Origin of the sequence: Brevibacterium sp. CT2-23B, assembly GCF_013168765.1 — a bacterium.
GTDB lineage: Bacteria > Actinomycetota > Actinomycetes > Actinomycetales > Brevibacteriaceae > Brevibacterium > Brevibacterium sediminis.
On the sequence record NZ_JABBYK010000001.1, the window covers coordinates 1,015,135 to 1,034,230 of the forward strand.

At 65.8% G+C, this 19,096-nt stretch carries 17 protein-coding genes; all 17 read right to left on the reverse strand.

Annotated features, from left to right (window positions below):
- Positions 1-26: 26 nt before the first annotated feature.
- The 17 genes from HIM68_RS04660 to mraZ all read right to left on the reverse strand — a co-directional run bounded on the left by HIM68_RS04660 (position 27) and on the right by mraZ (position 18,852).
- Positions 27-830 (reverse strand): DivIVA domain-containing protein, encoded by an 804-nt coding sequence (locus HIM68_RS04660; RefSeq protein ID WP_172169991.1) that lies wholly within the window; start codon positions 828-830, stop codon positions 27-29.
- Positions 831-1,134: 304 nt separating this feature from the next.
- Positions 1,135-1,434 carry a YggT family protein gene (locus HIM68_RS04665; RefSeq protein WP_101546294.1) on the reverse strand — a complete coding sequence of 100 codons (300 nt, stop codon included), beginning with the start codon at positions 1,432-1,434 and terminating at the stop codon, positions 1,135-1,137.
- 93 nt (positions 1,435-1,527) lie between these two features.
- A complete protein-coding gene (locus HIM68_RS04670; protein WP_172169994.1) occupies positions 1,528-2,046 on the reverse strand; it encodes a cell division protein SepF in 519 nt (172 codons plus the stop codon).
- Between the two features lie 30 nt (positions 2,047-2,076).
- Positions 2,077-2,883, reverse strand: coding sequence for a peptidoglycan editing factor PgeF (pgeF, locus tag HIM68_RS04675; RefSeq protein WP_139469771.1), 807 nt, complete (start codon positions 2,881-2,883; stop codon positions 2,077-2,079).
- A gap of 1 nt (position 2,884) precedes the next feature.
- A complete protein-coding gene (ftsZ, locus tag HIM68_RS04680) occupies positions 2,885-4,072 on the reverse strand; it encodes a cell division protein FtsZ (RefSeq protein ID WP_139469770.1) in 1,188 nt (395 codons plus the stop codon).
- 270 nt (positions 4,073-4,342) lie between these two features.
- Complete coding sequence (locus HIM68_RS04685; RefSeq protein WP_139908247.1) at positions 4,343-5,098, reverse strand: cell division protein FtsQ/DivIB; 756 nt, start codon at positions 5,096-5,098, stop codon at positions 4,343-4,345.
- Between the two features lie 5 nt (positions 5,099-5,103).
- Positions 5,104-6,519, reverse strand: coding sequence for a UDP-N-acetylmuramate--L-alanine ligase (gene murC / locus HIM68_RS04690; protein ID WP_172169997.1), 1,416 nt, complete (start codon positions 6,517-6,519; stop codon positions 5,104-5,106).
- Between the two features lie 2 nt (positions 6,520-6,521).
- Complete coding sequence (locus HIM68_RS04695) at positions 6,522-7,622, reverse strand: glycosyltransferase (RefSeq protein WP_172170000.1); 1,101 nt, start codon at positions 7,620-7,622, stop codon at positions 6,522-6,524.
- Position 7,623: 1 nt separating this feature from the next.
- A complete protein-coding gene (ftsW, locus tag HIM68_RS04700) occupies positions 7,624-9,234 on the reverse strand; it encodes a putative lipid II flippase FtsW (RefSeq protein WP_172170003.1) in 1,611 nt (536 codons plus the stop codon).
- Position 9,235: 1 nt separating this feature from the next.
- On the reverse strand, positions 9,236-10,756 hold the full coding sequence (gene murD / locus HIM68_RS04705) for a UDP-N-acetylmuramoyl-L-alanine--D-glutamate ligase (protein ID WP_216656730.1): 1,521 nt from the start codon (positions 10,754-10,756) through the stop codon (positions 9,236-9,238).
- Complete coding sequence (mraY, locus tag HIM68_RS04710; protein WP_139469765.1) at positions 10,749-11,837, reverse strand: phospho-N-acetylmuramoyl-pentapeptide-transferase; 1,089 nt, start codon at positions 11,835-11,837, stop codon at positions 10,749-10,751. The genes murD and mraY overlap by 8 nt, the downstream gene beginning before the upstream one ends.
- The gene (murF, locus tag HIM68_RS04715; protein ID WP_172170006.1) at positions 11,834-13,300 is read right to left on the reverse strand and encodes a UDP-N-acetylmuramoyl-tripeptide--D-alanyl-D-alanine ligase; all 1,467 of its coding nucleotides are present in this window, start codon (positions 13,298-13,300) and stop codon (positions 11,834-11,836) included. The genes mraY and murF overlap by 4 nt, the downstream gene beginning before the upstream one ends.
- 1 nt (position 13,301) lies before the next feature.
- Positions 13,302-14,873, reverse strand: coding sequence for a UDP-N-acetylmuramoyl-L-alanyl-D-glutamate--2,6-diaminopimelate ligase (locus HIM68_RS04720; protein WP_253903709.1), 1,572 nt, complete (start codon positions 14,871-14,873; stop codon positions 13,302-13,304).
- Positions 14,873-16,654, reverse strand: coding sequence for a penicillin-binding protein 2 (locus HIM68_RS04725; protein WP_139908253.1), 1,782 nt, complete (start codon positions 16,652-16,654; stop codon positions 14,873-14,875). Before HIM68_RS04725 ends, HIM68_RS04720 begins: the two co-directional genes overlap by 1 nt.
- A gap of 75 nt (positions 16,655-16,729) precedes the next feature.
- Positions 16,730-17,296 (reverse strand): hypothetical protein, encoded by a 567-nt coding sequence (locus HIM68_RS04730; RefSeq protein WP_172170012.1) that lies wholly within the window; start codon positions 17,294-17,296, stop codon positions 16,730-16,732.
- Positions 17,293-18,255, reverse strand: a complete 963-nt coding sequence (gene rsmH, locus HIM68_RS04735; protein ID WP_172170015.1) for a 16S rRNA (cytosine(1402)-N(4))-methyltransferase RsmH — start codon at positions 18,253-18,255, stop codon at positions 17,293-17,295. Before rsmH ends, HIM68_RS04730 begins: the two co-directional genes overlap by 4 nt.
- A gap of 165 nt (positions 18,256-18,420) precedes the next feature.
- On the reverse strand, positions 18,421-18,852 hold the full coding sequence (mraZ, locus tag HIM68_RS04740) for a division/cell wall cluster transcriptional repressor MraZ (protein ID WP_039208349.1): 432 nt from the start codon (positions 18,850-18,852) through the stop codon (positions 18,421-18,423).
- Positions 18,853-19,096: the final 244 nt, after the last annotated feature.

Here is a 19,096-nt window from a genome sequence, read left to right on the forward strand (position 1 = left end):
GGACCTCGGTCGGTGATGCGCTGAGATCAGAGCTTGTGGTTCGAGGAACCGCCCAGTGGGCCGTTTCCGTCGAGGGTCTCCGGAGCCAGGCTCGTGGAGTTCTCGAGGTCACGCAGCTGATCGTTGAGGTAGCTCTTGAGTCGAGTGCGGTACTGGCGCTCGAAGTTCGAGAGCTGGTCGATGGAGCGCTCGAGGGTCGACTTCTGCGATTCGAGGGTCGACAGAGTTTCGTCGCGCTTGGACTCGGCCTTGCCGACGATGTCGGCGGCTTCCTTCTCGGCGCCCTTAATGAGCTCGTCGCGCTTGCGCTCACCTTCGGCAACATGCTCGTCGTGGACGCGCTGAGCCAGAGCGATGAGACCATGAGCGTCTCCGTCGCCGCCGACCGCGGCAGCACCGAGACCGGCACCCGCAGCTCCACCGGCGGCACCGGCGGTCATCGCTGGTGCGGCGGAGTTGTCCTGCGGAGCGGGAGCGGCTTCCTTGACGACCGGGGCCGGGGTCTCTTCGACCGGTGCCGGAGCGGCAGGTGCCTCGGCCGGAGCCGGAGCCTCTTCCTTCTCTTCGGGAGCAGGAACGGCGGCGGGCATCGCCTGAGTGGCGTCGATGTCCTGTGCCGGTGCAGCGGAGGCGCCGCCAGCTTCGAGTTCCTTCACGCGCTGTTCGGCGGTGGAGAGCTTCTGACGCAGTTCGTCGTTCTCCTGGTAGAGACGGCGAATCTCAACGACGACCTCATCAAGGAAATCGTCGACTTCGTCCTGGTCGTACCCGTCGCGGAACTTCACATGCTGGAACCGCTTGTTTACTACGTCTTCAGGCGTGAGCGCCATGAGGTCACCTTCGGTCGATCTACATTCATTACGCTGCCGCCCAGAAGGACGGCTTCAACGTCACATTAGCGTAACACCTGCAGTTTTGTCCCGCAGTAATGGCGTGTCTCGCATTCAATGACGAAGTTTTCCGCGTTCGAGGCTAACAACTCGAGCACACGGACAGCCAATTCCGGTGACCATATTCACCATTTATCCGGTATTCGATCAATCGAATACCCTTCATCGACCGGCACAATCTTCACGCCGTTCCCCATATCCATTCACAGTGGTTCTTCGGCGGAGAACACTGTGATGCCGGGTATCAGGCGGAGGTGTGCGAAAGGTTGAAGAACACCGACGCGATGATCTGGATGCCGATGAGCAGGACGATGAATCCCAGGTCGAGCGAGACCTGTCCCAGCCGCAGCGGCGGAATGATCTTGCGCAGCAGCTTCAGGGGCGGATCGGTGAGTGTGTACACGATCTCGGCGAGGACGAGGAGGAAGCCCGTGGGCCTCCAATCGCGGGAGAACACCTGGACCAGATCGAGCACGACTCGCGCCAGGAGCACGTAGACGTAGAGGCTCAGTGCAGTCCCGAGGATGTAGAAGATGATGGCCACGTGGGTCCCCCGCGCCTTTCGTTGTTGCTTGAGTTCTGGGGCTTCAGCCTATCGGCTCCAGCTGAGGACGAGTTGAGAGCTTCTCCGGCCCACTCAGCTCTGGTTGAAGAAGCTGGCCTGAGTATCCGAATCGGCTTCGCTCTCGCCGGCGACTTCGATGTTCTCGGGGGTGAGCAGGAAGACCTTGTTCGTCACGCGTTCGATCGACCCGTGGAGGCCGAAGATGAGACCGGCGGAGAAGTCGACGAGGCGCTTGGAGTTGTTCTCGTCCATCTCCGAGAGGTTCATGATCACAGGGGTGCCCTCACGGAAGGCGGCACCGATGACCATGGCGTCGTTGTAGCTGCGGGGGTGGATGGTCCTGATGCGGTTCATTGAGGTTCCTGGCGCCGGGGTGTCTACGGGACGGATCGGTGACGGGTGGATCGGTGTCACCGGAGCCGGAGTCCGTTCCTCGGCTGAGGCCGGTTCGTCGTACTGGTCGTCCTCGTCGAAGGTCTCGACGACCTCGCGATCCCGGCGGGCGGGTTCACGACGGTCGGTGTGCTGGGTGGTCTCGTCCTCTTCTTCGACGAAACCCAGGTATTCCAGCGTCTTCTTGATTGCTGACATGTCTAAAGCTCCTCGGACTTCGGCACTTGCTCACCTGTCGCCCAAACTATCGCACGCGAGCATCTGGGCCGGTGAGTCCCATGGGTGTGTCGCGGTGTTTTCTTCCTGCAGCCAGATGATCCCTGCGAAACGGCCCGTGCGCTTCTGCCTGCGGTAGGAGAAGAGGTCCTCGGATTCCTTCGTGCAGGTGCGCGAGAAATGATCGATGGTCACATCGTTCCGGCGCAGCTGTTCGGCCACGGCCCCGGCGACGTCGAGTGCCGGTGTTCCGGCCACCGACACCGAGGCGGCTGTCGGCTCGATCGCCGCGACCTCGCTCCTCAGCTCGGCTGGGACTTCGTAGCAGCGCGGACACACCGAGGGACCGATGACCGCGTGGATGTCCCGTGCACCGGCGTCGTGCATCGCGGCCACTGTTCTGCCGACGATTCCTGCGGCCATTCCCGGGCGGCCCGCGTGGACGGCGGCGATGACACCGGCGTCGGCATCGGCGAGCATGACAGGGGTGCAGTCGGCGACCATGATCGCCAATCCGAGTCCCGGGACGGTCGTCAGTTGGGCGTCGGCCTCCACCGGAGTCTGCCGCAGCTGTGCTTCGTCGCCGATGATGTGCACATCGGTGCCGTGGACCTGGGAGACGAACGAGAGCCGCTCGCCGCTCAGGCCGATGACCTGAGCGAGAGCGGCTCGGTTGGCTGCGACGAGTTCGTCATCGTCTCCGACGTGGCGGGCGAGGTTGAACGAGGAGAAGTCCCCGCTCGAGTATCCGCCGTGCCGGTCGGTGAAGGCGATGTGGGCGGTGCGCCCGCCCGGGATGACGAACCTCGAGCGCAGCATATTACTTGAGGAAGTCCGGGATATCGAGGTCGGAGTCGAAGTTCGAGCTGCTGCGTTCGCCCGGCAGCGAAGCGGGAATCTGGTGTTCCTCGCTGCGGCGCGGCGCAGGTGCAGGCTCGTCGGCTTCGGGGGCCTCGGGCTCGGATTCGGCGATGACGGGCGACTCGGACTCGGTCTCGGCCGGAGCGGCGGCCGGAATCGGCGCGGGGATCTGGTCGGATCCGGCGACCTCCGCGTTCGGGGAGGTGTTGTCGAATCCGGCGGCGATGACGGTCACTCGGCATTCGTCGCCGATGTTGTCATCGATGACGGCGCCGAAGATGATGTTCGCCTCGGGGTGCGCGGCCTCCTGGACCAGGCGTGCGGCCTCGTTGACCTCGAAGAGTCCGAGGTCGCCGCCGCCGGTGATGCAGAAGAGCACTCCGTGGGCGCCGTCGATGCTGGCTTCCAGCAGCGGGGACGCGATCGCGGATTCGGCCGCCTGCACGGCACGGTCGTCGCCGGTTGCCGCACCGATGCCCATGAGCGCGGTCCCGGCATCCTGCATGACCGACTTGACGTCGGCGAAGTCGAGGTTGATCAGACCCGGGACCGAGATGAGGTCGGTGATGCCCTGGACACCGGAGCGCAGCACCTCATCGGCGGAGCGGAATGCTTCGACGACGGAGACGCTGCGATCGGAGATCGAGAGCAGACGGTCGTTGGGGATGACGATGAGAGTGTCGACCTCTTCGCGCAGCGCCGCGATGCCGGCTTCCGCCTGCGCGGAACGACGGCGTCCCTCGAAGGTGAAGGGGCGGGTCACGACGCCGATGGTCAGAGCGCCGAGCGACCGGGCCACGCGGGCCACGACCGGGGCGGCACCGGTTCCCGTGCCGCCGCCTTCGCCGGCGGTGACGAAGACCATGTCCGCGCCCTCGAGAGCGTCGCGGATGGCGTCTTCGGAGGATTCGGCGGCCTTCTTGCCGATCTCCGGGTCTGCGCCGGCGCCGAGGCCTCGGGTCTGGTCGCGGCCGATCTCGAGCTTGACATCGGCGTCGGAGAGGACGAGAGCCTGGGCGTCGGTGTTGATCGCGATGAACTCCACGCCGCGCAGGCCGACGTCGATCATCCTCTGTACAGCGTTGACACCGCCGCCGCCGGTTCCGGCAACTTTGATGTCCGCTCCGGATTGTGGGAATTCAGCCAAGTCGGTTCCTCGTCTCAAGCGCTTGCGCTCCGCAGGGTCTGCGTGCGCATTCGGTCTGTGTTCTCTGCCCTGAGGCTATTGGGCGGGGCAATCTCACTGCAACCATTCTCGCCGGAGTGTCGGGGTTCGGCCAAACTTCACACCCGGTGTGTCGGGGCCAAACGGAGGCAATCGCAGCGACTGGCCCATACGGGGCAGCTCACGGAGGCCCGGGGCGGCCGCGGCGAAGTGTTCGACACCGGCTCGGACCGACGACTGGCCGGGCGGGACTCAGTCGGTCACGGGCACCGAGGGCACGGAGACATCGATCTCGGTGCGGCCCTCGGCGGCCAGCTGGGCGGCGGTGCGCACCTTGAGGCTGGAGTCCGAGGAATCGCCGAAGACGACCGTGGCCTTCTGCTTTCCGGTATCGAGGCGTCCCTTGAGGCTCATTGCGTCCTTGGCCTCGATCGTCACCAGCTGACGCCTCAGCTCCGGTCGCAGTTCGCCCATGAAGCGAATGACCGCGGAGACGGTCTCTCTGTCCGGCTGGTGTCCTCCGCCGCTGAGCACCGTGAGCTTCTTCGGTGCCGTGTCGACCGTGCCGAGGTCGACGGCTTCGGAGTCGTAGAGGCGATAGCCGGATTCGCCTCTGATGGCGATGACGGGGGTGCGGTCGGTGATCTCGATCTTCAGCGCCCTGGGACCCGCGTAGTGGACGGAAGCCGCCTCGGCTTTCGGGAATTCCTCCAGCACGGCGTCCTCGACGCGACCGGGGCGCACCTGCGGAAGCGGTCGGCCGCCCTGGTCGTCGAGCACGGAATTGCTGACCTCATCGGTGTCGAGCAGTCGACTGCCGCTCACCTGCACCTTCTGCAGGGACAGCAGGGGCGAGAACCAGGCGACGGCGACGAGCGCGATGAGGGCGGCCACGATGCCGATGCCGATGAGGCGTCGACGCCAGGTCTTGAGGCGGCGGGCCCGAATGACTCCGGTGAGGTCCGCGGTGGAGTTGTCACCGGCCTGAGCCGGGGGAAGCGGCACCATGGGCGTCAGCCCTCCAACGCGCTCAGCAGCTCGGGCCCGAGGATGGTCACGTCACCGGCACCGACAGTGAGCACGAGATCGCCTGGCTTCACGCGAGCGGCGACGAAGGGGACCGCCTCGGCGAAGGACTCCAGGAAGGTCACGTTCTCGTGCGGGACACGGTCGGCGATGAGCGCGCCGGTGACTCCGGGCACGGGATCTTCGCGCGCAGGGAAGACGTCGAGGACGACGACCTCATCGGCCAGACCGAGGGCCTGTCCGAATTCCTCCCGGAATTCCATCGTCCGCGAGTACAGGTGGGGTTGGAAGACCGCCCAGACCCGTCCCCCGTCGGTGACGACCCCGCGGGCGGCGCTGAGCACCGCGCGCACCTCGGTCGGGTGATGCGCGTAGTCGTCGATGACGCGCACGCCGGCGGCGATTCCGCGTTCTTCGAAGCGGCGGCGGGTGCCTCCGTAGCCGGCGAGACCCGTGGCCGCACGTTCGACATCTGCGCCGAGGCTGTGCGCCACGGCGATGGCGGCGGTGGCGTTGAGTGCATTGTGCATCCCCGGCTGCCGCAGTTCGACTCGCAGCTCGCCGTCCCGGCCGGGCAGGTCGAGGACGAAGCTCGAGCCGATTCCGGAGTCGAGGTCACGCAGCACGATATCGGCATCCTCGGACGTGCCATAGAGGACGACGTCGGCTCCCTGACTGCGGGAGTGCAGGGCGACGTCGTGGGAGCCGGGGTCGTCGGCGCAGGCGATGATCGTTCCACCTCGGGTCTGGATGCCGTCGCAGAACTCGATGAAGGCTTCGCGCACCTTCTCCGGGGTGCCGTAGTGATCGAGGTGGTCGGCTTCGACGTTCGTGAGGATGCCGATGGCCGGTTCGTAGAGGAGGAACGATCCGTCGGATTCGTCTGCTTCGGCGACGAAGACGTCTCCGGTGCCCAGATGGGCGTTCGTGCCCGTCGTCGACAGCACTCCCCCGATGACGAAGGACGGGTCGACTCCACAGGCCTGCAGCGCCACGGTGGTCATCGACGTGGTCGTGGTCTTTCCGTGGGTGCCCGCCACGGCCACGGCCCGCCGGTCGACCATGAGCGAAGCGAGTGCTCCGGAGCGGTGGAGGATGCGCAGTCCCCGGCTCTGTGCTTCGACGAGTTCGGGGTTGTCCTTGCGGATGGCCGATGAGATGACGAGAGTATCGGCCTCGCCGAGGTTGTCGGCCGAATGCCCGATCGCGACCGTGGCGCCCAGGGTCCGGAGAACGTCGACGACGTTGGATTCCTTCGCGTCCGAACCGGAGACGGTGACTCCGTTCATGACCATGATCCGGGCGATTCCGGACATTCCCGATCCGCCGATGCCGATGAAGTGGACGGCTCCGAGTTCGCCGACGGGAACGATGTTCGCGGGGCTCGTGTTCGCAGAGGTCATGGTCAGCCTTCCAGCGCGCGGTTGACGATGGCGGCCATGCGGGCCGCGGCATCGGTGGGGTAGTTGAGATGCAGTGCCGCCTGGCTCATCTGCGTCAGACGGGGCTGGTCGGCCAGCAGCGGCAGAATGGTGTCGACGACCGTCGACGGTGAGAATTCTGCATTGTCGACCATGAGTGAGGCACCGGCCGAGACGCTTCCGGAGGCGTTGAGTCGCTGTTCGCCGTTGCCGATGGCCAGGGGCACGTAGACCGCCGGGACTCCGGCGACCGTGGCTTCGGAGACCGTGGCGGCACCGGAGCGGGCGACGAGCAGATCGGCGACCGCATAGGCCCGATGCATTCCGTCGACGTAGTCCACGACGTGGTAGTCGGGCAGCTCGGCCGCCGCCTCCCGCAGGGCCTCGCCCTTTCCGGCTCCCGTGATGTGGAGGACTTGGACGCCGGCCTCCTGACACGCGGTCGCGGTGGCCAGGAACGCTTCGTTGATCTTCTGCGCACCGGAGGAACCGCCGGTCACGACGAGGACCGGACGGTCGTCGCGCAGCCCGAGATCGGCACGGAACCCCGCGCGCTGTCCCGCGTCGCTGCGGTCGAGGTCCGTGATCTCGGTGGGCATGGGCATGCCGACGAGGGTGGAGTTCCGCAGCTCGGTGTCCGGGAAGGTGATCCCGACGCGCCCGGTGGTGGTCAGTCGGGCGCCGAGGCGGTTGGCCATTCCCGGCTTCGCATTGGCTTCGTGGACGACCAGTGGGATCTTCGCCTGTTTGGCCGCGAGGAAGGCCGGCGGGCAGACGTAGCCGCCGACCCCGACGACGGCATCGATGCTGCGGGAGGCGATGATCTGCTTGACGGCGGAGATGTTGCCGCGGAAGCGTCCCGGGAATTTCAGCAGGGCGGGACTGATCGACCGCGGCATGGGCACCTTGTCGATGGTGAGCAGTTCGAACCCGGCGCGCGGTACGATTTCGGCTTCGAGTCCGTCGAGGGTGCCCAACGCCACGACATCCCAGTCGGGGTGCTGCCGGCGCAGCTCACGGCCGATCGCCAGCATCGGCGAGATATGGCCGGTGGTGCCTCCACCGGCGAGGAGGATACTCGTCATCTCATTTCCTTTTCTTGCGGGCAAGCACGGCGAGTGAGGATCGCAGACGTTCCTTGTTGGCGGCGATGGCCGCCTCGGCGCCCGGTTCGGTGCGAGCGAACGACAGCACCACTCCCACTGCGAGGAGAGAGGCGATGATCGAGGAGCCGCCGTAGGACACGAACGGCAGCGGCAGACCGATGACCGGCAGCAGTCCGGTGACGACGCCGATGTTGATTCCGGCCTGCCCGATGATGAGGGCGAAGAAGCCGGCAGTGGCGACCTGGACCATGAGACTGTTCGAACGCATCACCACGCGGACCATGGCGAAGCCGAGGACGGCGAAGATGAGAATGACGACGAGGGTGCCGACGAGGCCCAGCTCCTCTCCGATGATGGCGAAGATGAAGTCGTTGTGGGCTTCGGGCAGCCAGGACCATTTCTCACGGCTGGCGCCGAGCCCGACCCCCAACCATCCGCCGGAGGCCAGCGAGAACAGTCCGTGGTTGGACTGCCAGGCTTGGCCCATGGTGTCTGCAGCGCTCTGATCCGCGTGACCGGTGAGCATCGCCTGGATGCGGTCAAGACGGTTCTGGGAGCTGAGGACGAAGAAGGTGACCGCCGCGGCGAGCACGCCGCCCAGGAGGATGAAGTACTTCATCGGGAATCCGCCGACGAACAGGCAGACGACGGCCATGGCCATGATGACCAGGCCGGTGCCGAGGTCGTTGCCGGCCACGACGAGTCCGGCGGCGCCGAGGACTCCGGGCACGACGGGAATCATGGCATGGCCGAAGGTGGTCATCTTCCCGGCCTTCTGGGCGAGGATGAAGCCGAGCCACAGGGCGAGGGCGACCTTGAGGAACTCCGAGGGCTGGATCTGGAATCCGCCGAACCCGATCCAGTTCGCATTGCCCTTCGTCTCTTTGCCGAGTCCGGGGACGAAGACCGCCGCCTGCATGAGGAGTCCGCCGATGATGGCGAACCAGGCGATCCGCTTCCAGAACTGCAGCGGCATCCGACTGGCGATGTACATGAGGACGAGGCCGACCCCGGCGAACATCGCCTGCTTGTTGAAGTAGGCGAATGAGGAGCCGGCTCCCCCGTCGTAGGAAGTGATCGATGAGGCGGAGAGCACCATCACCAGGCCGAGTCCTGTGAGCAGGACGACGGAGGCGAGGATGAGGAAGTAGGTCGTCAGCGGGTGTGCGGAGAGGCTGGAGATGTCATCGCGCAGATGGATCCATGCCTTCTTGAGCACCGAGGCGGTCTTGTTCTTCCCCGCGGCCTTCGCAGGCTTCTTCGAGGTGGCCTTCGCGGCACTCTTCCCCGCGGCCTTCGCAGACTTCTTCGCCGCCCCCGCCTTCGGTCTGGAGTCGCGTGCGGCAGATGCCGACCTGCCGGTTCCTGACGAGCGCCTGCCTGCGGTCGTCGTCGGCGCTGTCTTCGCGGCAGACGCTGTGCCGGCAGACTTCGCGTTTCGCGCCTTCGGCGCGGTCTTGACCCCCGTCTGCTGCCGCCCGGTCGTCGACCGTGACGTGGTCGACGTCGTCGGAGCGGATACGGAGACAGACGTCCTCGCCAGCTTGCGGCGGCGGCGTTCATCCGCCTTCGCGGTGGTCTGCCGTCCCATCTCAGCGCTCCAGGTGCGAGTTGACGGCCTCGGCGAAGAGGTCGCCGCGAGTGTTGTAGTTGAGGAACTGGTCCATGCTAGCGGCTGCCGGTGCCAGGAGAACGGTGTCTCCGGCTTCGGCCAACCGTGCGGCTGCGTCGACGGCGGCCGCGGCGACGGCCTCTCCGCGGCGTTTCGGGACTCCGGAGTCCACGGCCAGGGCCGGTTCGATGCGGACGACTTCGAGGTCGGGGATCGTCGCAGCGATGGCCTCACGGTAAGCCGAGTCGTCCGAGCCGATGAGCACGAGTGCCTTGAGCCGTTCGCGGTGGTCGGCGAACAGCGAGGTGAAGTCGGCGCCTTTGGGCAGTCCCCCGGCGATCCAGATGATCGAGTCGAAAGCGGCCAGCGAGGCATTCGCGGCGTGGGTGTTCGTCGCCTTCGAATCGTCGACCCAGCGGATGCCGTCCGCTTCGGCGACGGTGACCATGCGGTGGGCGCCGAGCGAATGGTTCTGCAGTCCCGCGGCGATCGCCTGACCGGGCACGTCGATGGCGCGGGCCAGACAGGCTGCGGCCAGAGCATTGGCGACCTGGTGCGGGGCGGGCCGCGAACCCGCGACCCCGGTGGCCGTCGCCACATCGTCGAAGGAGGCGAGTTCGGCGGCCGATGAGTAGCGCTGCGGAATGAAGGCCCGGTCGACCAGCAGGTCCTCGACGACGCCGAGCTCGCCGGGGCGAGGCACACCGGTGGTGAAGCCGATGGCCTTGGCTCCTTCGATGACGTCGGCGTCCTCGACCATGTGCAGAGTCACCTCGTCGGCGCAGTTGTACACGCAGGCGAGCTGCGCATTGTGGAAGATCTTCGCTTTGTCCGCCGCATAGGCTTCGGCGCTGCCGTGCCAATCGAGGTGATCGGGAGCGATGTTGAGCACGGCTGCGGCGTCGGCGCTCATCGACTCCTGCCAGTGCAGCTGGAAGCTCGAGAGTTCGATCGCGAGGACCTCGAGCCCGGGTTCGAGCACGGCTTCGAGCAGCGGGGTGCCGATATTGCCGCAGGCCTTGGCCTTGAGCCCTGCTGCCAGCAGCATCGATTCGAGCATCGTCGTGGTCGTCGTCTTGCCGTTGGTGCCGGTGATGGCGAGCCATTTGGCGTCGTTGGTGCCGCGGATCCGCCACGCGAGTTCGACTTCGCCGATGACCGGGATGCCGGCCTTCGCCGCGGCCGCGAGCACGGGCTGGTCCGGACGCCATCCGGGTGAGGTGACGACGAGGTCGAGTTCGCCCTCGGGCAGAGCTTCGACGTGTTCGGGACCCCGTCGGATGTCGACGTCGAAGACCTCGAGGATCTGCGCCTTCTCGCTCACATCGGCGGTGGCGTCGCCATCGATGACGATGACATCGGCGCCGCGTTCGCCGAGGTGGACGGCAGCGGGGAATCCCGTCACCCCGAGACCGGTGACGAGGATGCGCAGTCCGGCCAGGGATGAACTCGGTCCGTGCAGTGCGGCCGGGATCTCCTTGGTGGTGGGTTCATCAGCCAATGCGCGCCACCCAATCGGCGTAGAACAGGCAGATTCCGGCGATGACGAAGAGGGCGGCGATGATCCAGAACCTCACCACGATCGTCACTTCGGCCCAGCCCTTGAGTTCGAAGTGGTGCTGCAGGGGCGCCATGCGGAACACGCGTTTGCCGGTGGTCTTGAAGGAAGCGACCTGGATGATCACCGACAGGGTGATGATGACGAAGAGTCCGCCGAGGACAATGAGCAGCAGCTCGGTGCGCGACATGATCGCCAGTCCGGCGAAGGCACCGCCGATGGCCAGCGAACCGGTGTCGCCCATGAAGATCTTCGCCGGCGAGGTGTTGAACCACAGGAAGCCGAAGCAGGCCGCGGCCATGGCGCCGGCGACCATTGCGAGGTCGCGGGGGTCGCGCATGTAGTAGCAGGCGTTCGTGGCCTCAGACATGAGATTGCAGTTCTGGGTCGACTGCCAGGTGCCGATGACGACATAGGCGGCGAAGACGACCACCGAGGCGCCGGCGGCCAGTCCGTCGAGGCCGTCGGTGAGGTTCACCGCGTTCGAGACAGCGGTGACGATGAGGTTCGCCCAGATGACGAACAGGATGAGGCCGAGGATCGCCGAACCGAAGGCGAGGTCGAGGTTCGTGTCGCGGATGAACGACACCTTCGTCGACGCCGGGGTCTCACCGAAGGAGTTCGGGAACTGCAGCGCGAGCACGGCGAACGAGATTCCGACGAAGGCCTGGCCGATGAGCTTCGGCATGGGGCGCAGTCCCAGTGACCGCTGCTTCTTGATCTTGATGAAGTCGTCGAGGAAGCCGACGACCGCCAGTCCTGCGGCCAGCCACAGCACGAGCAGACCCGACGCTGTGGGCACGGAACCGGTGAACAGGTGTCCGAGCAGGTAGGCGAGCACTGCGGCGCCGATGATGACGACTCCGCCCATGGTCGGGGTTCCGCGCTTCGTCGCGTGCGAGGTCGGACCGTCGTCACGGACGAACTGGCCGTACCCTTTCTTGACGAGCACCCGGATGAACAGCGGTGTCCCGACGAGAGCGAAGATGAGAGCCAGGCAGGCTGCGAGCAGTACGGCAATCATTGGGCCCCCGATACTCCGGCGATTTCGTCTCCCAGATAGCGCAGACCGGCATCGCGGGAGGATTTGAACAGAACGATGTCGCCGGGAGCGAGTTCGGCGCTCAGAAGGTCCTTCGCCTCGGCCGCGGTGGCGACCCAGGCCGCCTCGTTGCCCCAGGAGCCTTCGAGGTTCGCAGCGTTGAAGATCGGCTTCGCGCCCTCTCCTACGACGATGGTGCGAGTGATGTTGAGGCGCACGACGAGTTCGCCGATGTCCGAGTGCGCGGACACCGATTCGGACCCGAGTTCGAGCATCTCGCCGAGCACGGCGAAGGTGCGACGTGGGCTGTTCTCCTCATCACCGCGGCCCATCGAGGCCAGGGTCTTCAAGGAGGCCCGCATGGATTCGGGGTTCGCATTGTAGGCGTCGTTGAGCACGGTCACGCCCGACGGCGAATCGATGAGCTCCATCCGCCAGCGACTGGCCGCCGAGGAGGTCGACAGCGTCGTGACGATCGACCTGGCCGCTACGCCGCAGGCGTGGGCGATGGCGGCTGCCGCCAGAGCGTTGCCGACGTGGTGCTCGCCGATGAGCGCCAGACGCACATCGCGGGGCTCCTCACCGGGCAGGGTGAGGGTGAACGTCGGATGACCGGAGGAATCCGTGGACACCGAGGTACCGCGCACGACCAGGTCGTCGGCACCGACCCATTCGGGCAGGGACTCACGCTGTGAGAACCACAGGGTGGTCACCTCTGGAGCGAGCACCTCGCGCATCGCCGATACGCGGGTGTCGTCGGCGTTGAGCACGGCGGTGGATCCGCCCGTCAGGGACTCGACGAGTTCGGCCTTCGCCCGCGCGGTGTTCTCGATCGAACCGAAGACTCCGGAGTGGGCTGTGCCCACGGCCAGCTCGACGGCGATATCTGGTCGGATGAGGCTCGTCAGATAGGCGAGGTTGCCGATCGACCGTGCGCCCATCTCGAGGACGAGGAAACGGGTGGATTCGACCGCACGCAGAGCCGTCAATGGGACTCCGACCTCGTTGTTGTAGGAGTTCGGCGGCCACACGGTCTCCGCCTCACCCGAGAGCAGATCCGCGGCGAGGTCCTTCACCGTGGTCTTGCCGACGGAACCGGTGATCGCGATGACAGTGAGTTCGCCGTCTGTGCGCAGGCCTTCGATGCTGTGCTTGGCCAACTGGCCGAGCGCTTCGGTGGCATCGGCGACGACGACGACCGGCAGAGGTTCGTCGTCGATGGTGGGGACGGATTCGCCGATGATCAGGGCCGCTCCCGCCTCGACGGCGGCGGCGGCGAATTCGATGCCGTCGAAGCTCTCGCCTCGGCGGGCGACGTAGATATCGCCGGGTCCGACTTCTCTCGAGTCGGTCACCACACCGGCGGTCAATGGGGTCTCGGGGTCGATGCCGTACAACTCGCCGCCCAGGGCGGTTGCGATTTCGGCTGCAGTCAGTCGCTTCATATCATCTGTGAACTTTACCTGGTTGTGCGCCGCCCAGTCGCATGGACAGCGCTGAGCGTGTCCTGGCCCGGTCGTCGAAATCGGTGACCGTGGTGCCCACGGTCTGGCCTGTCTCATGCCCCTTGCCCGCGATGAGCACGGTCGCCGAGGCGTCTGCTTCGGCAATCGCCTCATCGATGGCGGCACCGCGGTCGGGGACCTCGATGATCTTTTTCACACGGGCCCGTCCCGCATCCACCTCGGCGTCGATTCCCTGCCTGATGGCTGCACGGATCGTGTCGGGATCCTCGGTGCGCGGATTGTCGTCGGTGAGAACGATCACATCGGCTTCACGTGCCGCCGCCTGACCCATGCCGAAGCGCTTGCCGCGGTCGCGGTCGCCTCCGGCGCCGAAGACGATGATGAGCTCATCGGAGTCGGCGTGGAGCGTCGCCAGCGCCTTCGCGATCGCGTCGGGGGTGTGCGAGTAGTCGACGATGGCCCGCGGCAGGATGTCCGGGTGGGATTCGCTCAGCGCCCGCGGACCGGAGACATCGATGATCTCCATCCGTCCGGGCACCGAGGCCACGAAGCTGCGACCGATGGCATCGATCTCTTCGGCACTGACGCCGGCCTCGATGAGCATCGAGGCTGCCAGGGCCGTATTCGTGACGTTGAAATCGCCTGGCAGCGGTGAGCGGAGCCGGATGCTCTCCCCGTCGTCGAGGTGGAGCACGAAGTCCGAAACGCCTGGGGTGTGCTCGATGCGCCACTGGCTGCGTTCGTCTCGTCCCAGCGTGCGCACGGGCACCTGTGCGGCCGCCGTCATCCGCTCGCCCCATTCGTCTTCGACGACAATGACGGCTTTGTCGGAGAATGTGCGGGTGAACAGCTGGGCCTTCGCCTCGAAGTACTCCTCCATCGTGTTGTGGAAGTCGAGGTGATCCTGGGACAGGTTCGTGAACCCGGCGACGCTGAAGTGAGCCCCGTCGACGCGGTGCTGGCTGAGCGCGTGGGAGGAGACCTCCATCGCACAGGTGTCGACCTCGGCCGCGCGCATCTTCGCAAACAGGGCGTGCAGTTCGGGGGCCTCCGGAGTCGTGCGCACGCTGGGCACCGTATCGCCGGCGATGAGGATGGCGACAGTGCCGATGACGGCGGTGCGGTGGCCCAGTGCCGCGAGCATCCCGTCGGCCAGGTAGGTCGTCGTCGTCTTCCCGTTCGTTCCGGTGACTCCGATGAGCTCCGGCACCGAGGTGGTCCCGTAGACGGCAGCGGAGACGAACCCGAGCACGGCGCGGGGTGCTTCGACGATGAGAGCGGTGACTCCGGCGAGCAGGTCCCGGTCCGCCTCGTCCGTGCCCAGCGCTTCGGTGATGAGATGCCAGCCGGCATCGTCGGTGAGGATGGCGTCGACACCGGCGCGGATCAGCTCGGGGGCGAACTTCGCACCGTGAACGTTCGCTCCCGGCAGGGCGGCGTAGAGCTGACCGGGTGAGACCGCACGCGAGTCGTGGGAGACTCCGGTGACCTCTGTCTCGGGGTCACCGTGGAGGGTGCCGGGTGCGATCGGCAGCAGCTGTGAAAAGCGCATCATTTCCATTCTCGGGCGGGCAGGTCGGGCTTCTGCGTCGACGGTGGGATCTTGAGATGCCGCATGGCGAAGCCCGCGACGTCGGAGAACACGGGGGCTGCGGCCTGTCCACCGTAGTAGCCGTTCCGAGGACGTTGCAAAGTCACCGAGATCGCGAGTTCGGGATCTTCGGCGGGCAGGACGCCGACGAAGGAGGCGGTGTATCCGTCATAGCCTCCGCCCTCGGCTGCCGGAGCCTGCGCGGTGCCGGTCTTCCCTGCGACCCTGTAGCCGGAGACCTGGGCGGACTTGCCCGTGCCTTCGGCCACGACGCCTTCGAGCATCCGCAGGGTCTCGTCGGCGGCCTTCTTGCTGACGACGCGTTCCTTCTCTCCTGCGGGGGTGGAGATGGTGCGTCCGTTCGGGGAGATCATTCCGTCGACGAGGCGGGAGGGCACGTGGACTCCCCCGTTGGCGATGGTGGAGATGACGTCGGTCGTCTGGATCGCGTTCGCGGCCACACCCTGACCGAACATCACGGTGTACTTCGTACGTCCGTCCCACTCCTCGTACGGATGCAGGATGCCCGAGGTCTCGGCCGGGAAGTCGATTCCCGAACTGGTGCCGAAGCCGAACTTCTTCATGTATTCGTAGCGCTGGGCTTCGGTGAGTTCCTTGCCCGCCAGCACGGTGCCGGTGTTCGAGGATTGGGCGAGGATTCCGGCGAAGGTGAGCTTCTCGTCGGGGTGCTCGTGGGAGTCGCGGAACTCCTCGTCGTTCGGTGCCTTCCACTTGTCCGGGACGGTGAACTCCTGTTCGGGAGTGACGAGTCCCTGGTCGAGCAGCGCTGCGGCGGTGACCATCTTCGCGGTCGAACCGGGCTCGAACATGTCGGTGAAGATGCGCGAACCGCGGTCGGGGCCGTCGACCTTGCCCGGGGAGTTCGGGTCGACGGTGGGAGCATCCGCGGCGGTGATGATGCGTCCCGTCTTGATCTCTTTGATGACGATCGACGCGGATTCGGCTTCGTGCTTCTTCCGCTGCTCTTCGATGGCCTGCTGTGCGTAGTACTGCATCGCCGGGTCGATCGTCGTCTGCAGGCCCTGGCCGTCGACGGCGTCCTTCATGTTGTTGTCGCCGAGAGGGATGATCTCTCCGCGTGCTCCGCGTTCGTACTGCTGCTGGCCGTCCTTGCCCGACAGCTGTTCGTCATAGGCCGATTCGAGACCGGCCTGGGCCGTGCCGTCGGAGCTGAGGAACCCGACGAGGTTGCCGGCGACTCCGCCGGCAGGGTATGAGCGCACGGAGTACTCCTCGGCGGAGATGCCGAGGACCTCAAGCTTCTTCACCGCACGCCAGGTCTCCGAGGTCAGCCCCTTCGCAACGGGGTTCCATCGCTTGTCGCCGACGAGTTTCGGATAGAGGACACCGGGGTCGGTCTTCAGCGGCTTCGACAGGGCTTCGGCTGCGCCCCAGGCTCCGACGAGCTTGCCGTCGACTTCGTACTGGGCGACGTTCTGCTGATCGACGACGAGCTGGTAACGGGAGACGCTGTCGGCGAGCACTGTGCCGTCGGCGGCCAGGATCTGTCCGCGATCGGCCGGCAGGGTCCGAGTGACCAGGCGATTCGACAGCGCCTTCTCCGCCAGCTTCATCGAATCCATACCCTGGATGGATACGAGGCGGACGGAGGTGATGAGGAGGACGAGGACCGACACCGCGGCGATGAAGCCCATCCGCCAACGCAGATCGGGGCCACCGCCCTTGCGTTTCTTCTTCAGTCGGGTCTTGGCTGGGCCCATAGCTTGAGTCCTCGGTCCTTGGTGTGGTCGGCGAATGTGTCGGTCAGGCCGTTCCCTGGTCCCGGTGAGCTCGGACTACTTCGGCGCCTCCTGGCTCGGAGCCGCCACGTCCTGGCTCGGGCTGCCCCCGACGACCGGGAGCTTCTCATCCGATCGTAGATTGGGTCGGATGTCATCACGTGTATCGGCGCGCGGGCCGGGCACGACTGTGGGCTCTTTCTCACCGCTGACGTCGATTCCGGGGGCATCGATCATCTTCCCGGTCTTCGCGTCGAGGAATTCCGGTGAGGAATCACGGACGAGACCGAGCTCTTCGGCGGCCAAGGCGATGTTCTGCGGGGACTCACGGTACGAGTTGTCTTCGACGAGGCGGTCCTTCTGCTCGGCCAGAGCTTCCTTCTCACTCGTCAGCTGGTCGACCTTGTAGGAGGTGTTGGCGACGAAGATGTTGAGCAGCAGCACGGCCACGAGGGTGGCGAGAAGGATCCCCACGCACAGCATGGAGAAGGGCAGACGGGACTTCGGCAGTTCGAACTTGAGCAGCCGCAGCCTCGCCCCACCCTGCTGACCACCGGCCTCTTCGAACCGGCGCGGACGTTCGGGGAAGTTAAGCTGACCGGCTCTTGCCGAGGAATTGCTCACGATCGTGCCTCCCTGATCTTCTGCACTGCCCGCAGTCGGACGCTTGCCGCCCGCGGGTTGGTCTCTGCTTCTTGCTCATCAGCCATTTCGGCGCCCCGGATGATCTCGGTCAGCCAGGGCTGGTGCTCTTCGGGCACGACCGGCAGATCCGGCGGCGCCGAGGAGGTCGTGGCCGCTCGGAAGGTCTTCTTCACGATCGTGTCCTCCAATGACTGGTAGGACTCGATGACGGCCACTCCCCCGATGTGCAGCGCTTCCAGTGCCGCCGGCAGTGCGGTGCGCAGCACCCCGAGCTCGTCGTTGACCTCGATGCGCAGGGCCTGAAAGGTGCGTTTGGCGGGATGCGACTTCTTTTTCGTCTGCGGGATCACTCGGGAGAGCATGGCCGCGAGCTGGTCCGAGGTCTCCCACGGGGTGTCGACTCGGTCGGTGACGATGATCTTCGCGATCTTGCCGGCCAGCTTCTCCTCTCCGTATTCGCGGAGGATGCGGCGCAGCTCGGATTCCGAGTAGGTGGCCAGCACTTTCTCCGCCGTGAGCTCCTGGGTGCGGTCCATGCGCATGTCCAGGGGCGCCGGCCGGGAGTAGGAGAATCCGCGTTCGTCCTCGTCGAGCTGCAGTGAGGACACTCCCAGGTCGAGCAGGATCGCGCTGATCTCTGAGATGCCGAGGTCGGCGAGGACCTCGGGCAGTTCGTCGTCGACTGCGTGGACGATATCGATGCGGTCAGCGAAGGGGGCCAGGCGTTTCGCGGCGATGTCGATGGCCTGCAGATCACGGTCGATGCCGATGAGGTGGACATCGTCGAAGGCCGTGAGGACGGCTTCGGCGTGACCGCCCATTCCGAGCGTGCCGTCGACGACGACCGGGGTGTGGCCCGCGCCCCTGGCGGCTTCGACGCCGACGCCGATGAGTTCGACCACGCGCGTCAGGAGCACCGGTACGTGCTGAGCTGTCATTCGTGGGTCCTTCATACGGGGGTGGTCGGGGGTGCGCTGCTGGAGCCAGAACCTTGACCGCCGTGGCCCTGCCACCGGGGAAGTGTGTCAGGACGTCCGAGCTTCGGAAACGGGGAAGTTCCCCGAAACTCGAGCACGGCGGGCAAGGATCAAACCCGAGCAGAATCAGATCACTCCGGGGATCACCTCCTCCTCGCGTTCGGCGAAGGCCTGCTGAGCGCCGACGAGGTAGTCCTCCCAGGTCGGTGCATCCCAGATCTCGACTCGGTTGCCCATGCCGATCACTGCGACTTCCCGATCGAGTGATGCGTACTGCCGCAATATGTTCGGGACCGTGATGCGTCCCTGTTTGTCCGGTTGGTCCGCAAATGCCGCCGACAGGAACACACGCTGGTAATCGCGGGCTTCCTTATTCGTCTTCGGCGCGTTCTGGATTCGCGCGTGCTCGGCTTCGAACTCCGTGGTGGGGAACAGGGTGAGGCAGTTCTCCTGGCCACGGGTCAGAACGAGTCCGGGCGACAGCTCCTCGCGGAACTTTGCGGGCAGGATGAGGCGACCTTTGTCGTCGAGCTTCTGCATATGAGTGCCCAAGAACATGTCGTCTCACCCCTTTCGAAACCCATCGGCTCCGATAGCAACCACAGTACTCCACTTCCCTCCACATATTCCAGCTTTTCGCTTCAACGATGCTCCTGACTCATTGTTTTCCCAGGTCAGATAGGTGGAGGAAAGTGGGGAAAATTTCTCGAAGGCGCGTCGCGGGAGTGTCGGATGCGGGAAGAACGGCGGGCCCGCGAAGGCGGTGGGCTGCCTCGGCGAGGACGATGAGAACGGCACAGAT

Coding starts and splice junctions, on each gene's coding strand:
- HIM68_RS04660 (WP_172169991.1), bottom strand. CDS start 830: ATGGCGCTCACGCCTGAAGACGTAGTAAACAAGCGGTTCCAGCATGTG.
- HIM68_RS04670 (WP_172169994.1), bottom strand. CDS start 2,046: ATGTCAGCAATCAAGAAGACGCTGGAATACCTGGGTTTCGTCGAAGAA.
- pgeF (WP_139469771.1), bottom strand. CDS start 2,883: ATGCTGCGCTCGAGGTTCGTCATCCCGGGCGGGCGCACCGCCCACATC.
- HIM68_RS04685 (WP_139908247.1), bottom strand. CDS start 5,098: ATGGTGCCGCTTCCCCCGGCTCAGGCCGGTGACAACTCCACCGCGGAC.
- murC (WP_172169997.1), bottom strand. CDS start 6,519: ATGACCTCTGCGAACACGAGCCCCGCGAACATCGTTCCCGTCGGCGAA.
- HIM68_RS04695 (WP_172170000.1), bottom strand. CDS start 7,622: ATGACGAGTATCCTCCTCGCCGGTGGAGGCACCACCGGCCATATCTCG.
- ftsW (WP_172170003.1), bottom strand. CDS start 9,234: ATGGGACGGCAGACCACCGCGAAGGCGGATGAACGCCGCCGCCGCAAG.
- mraY (WP_139469765.1), bottom strand. CDS start 11,837: ATGATTGCCGTACTGCTCGCAGCCTGCCTGGCTCTCATCTTCGCTCTC.
- murF (WP_172170006.1), bottom strand. CDS start 13,300: ATGAAGCGACTGACTGCAGCCGAAATCGCAACCGCCCTGGGCGGCGAG.
- HIM68_RS04720 (WP_253903709.1), bottom strand. CDS start 14,873: ATGCGCTTTTCACAGCTGCTGCCGATCGCACCCGGCACCCTCCACGGT.
- HIM68_RS04725 (WP_139908253.1), bottom strand. CDS start 16,654: ATGGGCCCAGCCAAGACCCGACTGAAGAAGAAACGCAAGGGCGGTGGC.
- rsmH (WP_172170015.1), bottom strand. CDS start 18,255: ATGACAGCTCAGCACGTACCGGTGCTCCTGACGCGCGTGGTCGAACTC.
- mraZ (WP_039208349.1), bottom strand. CDS start 18,852: ATGTTCTTGGGCACTCATATGCAGAAGCTCGACGACAAAGGTCGCCTC.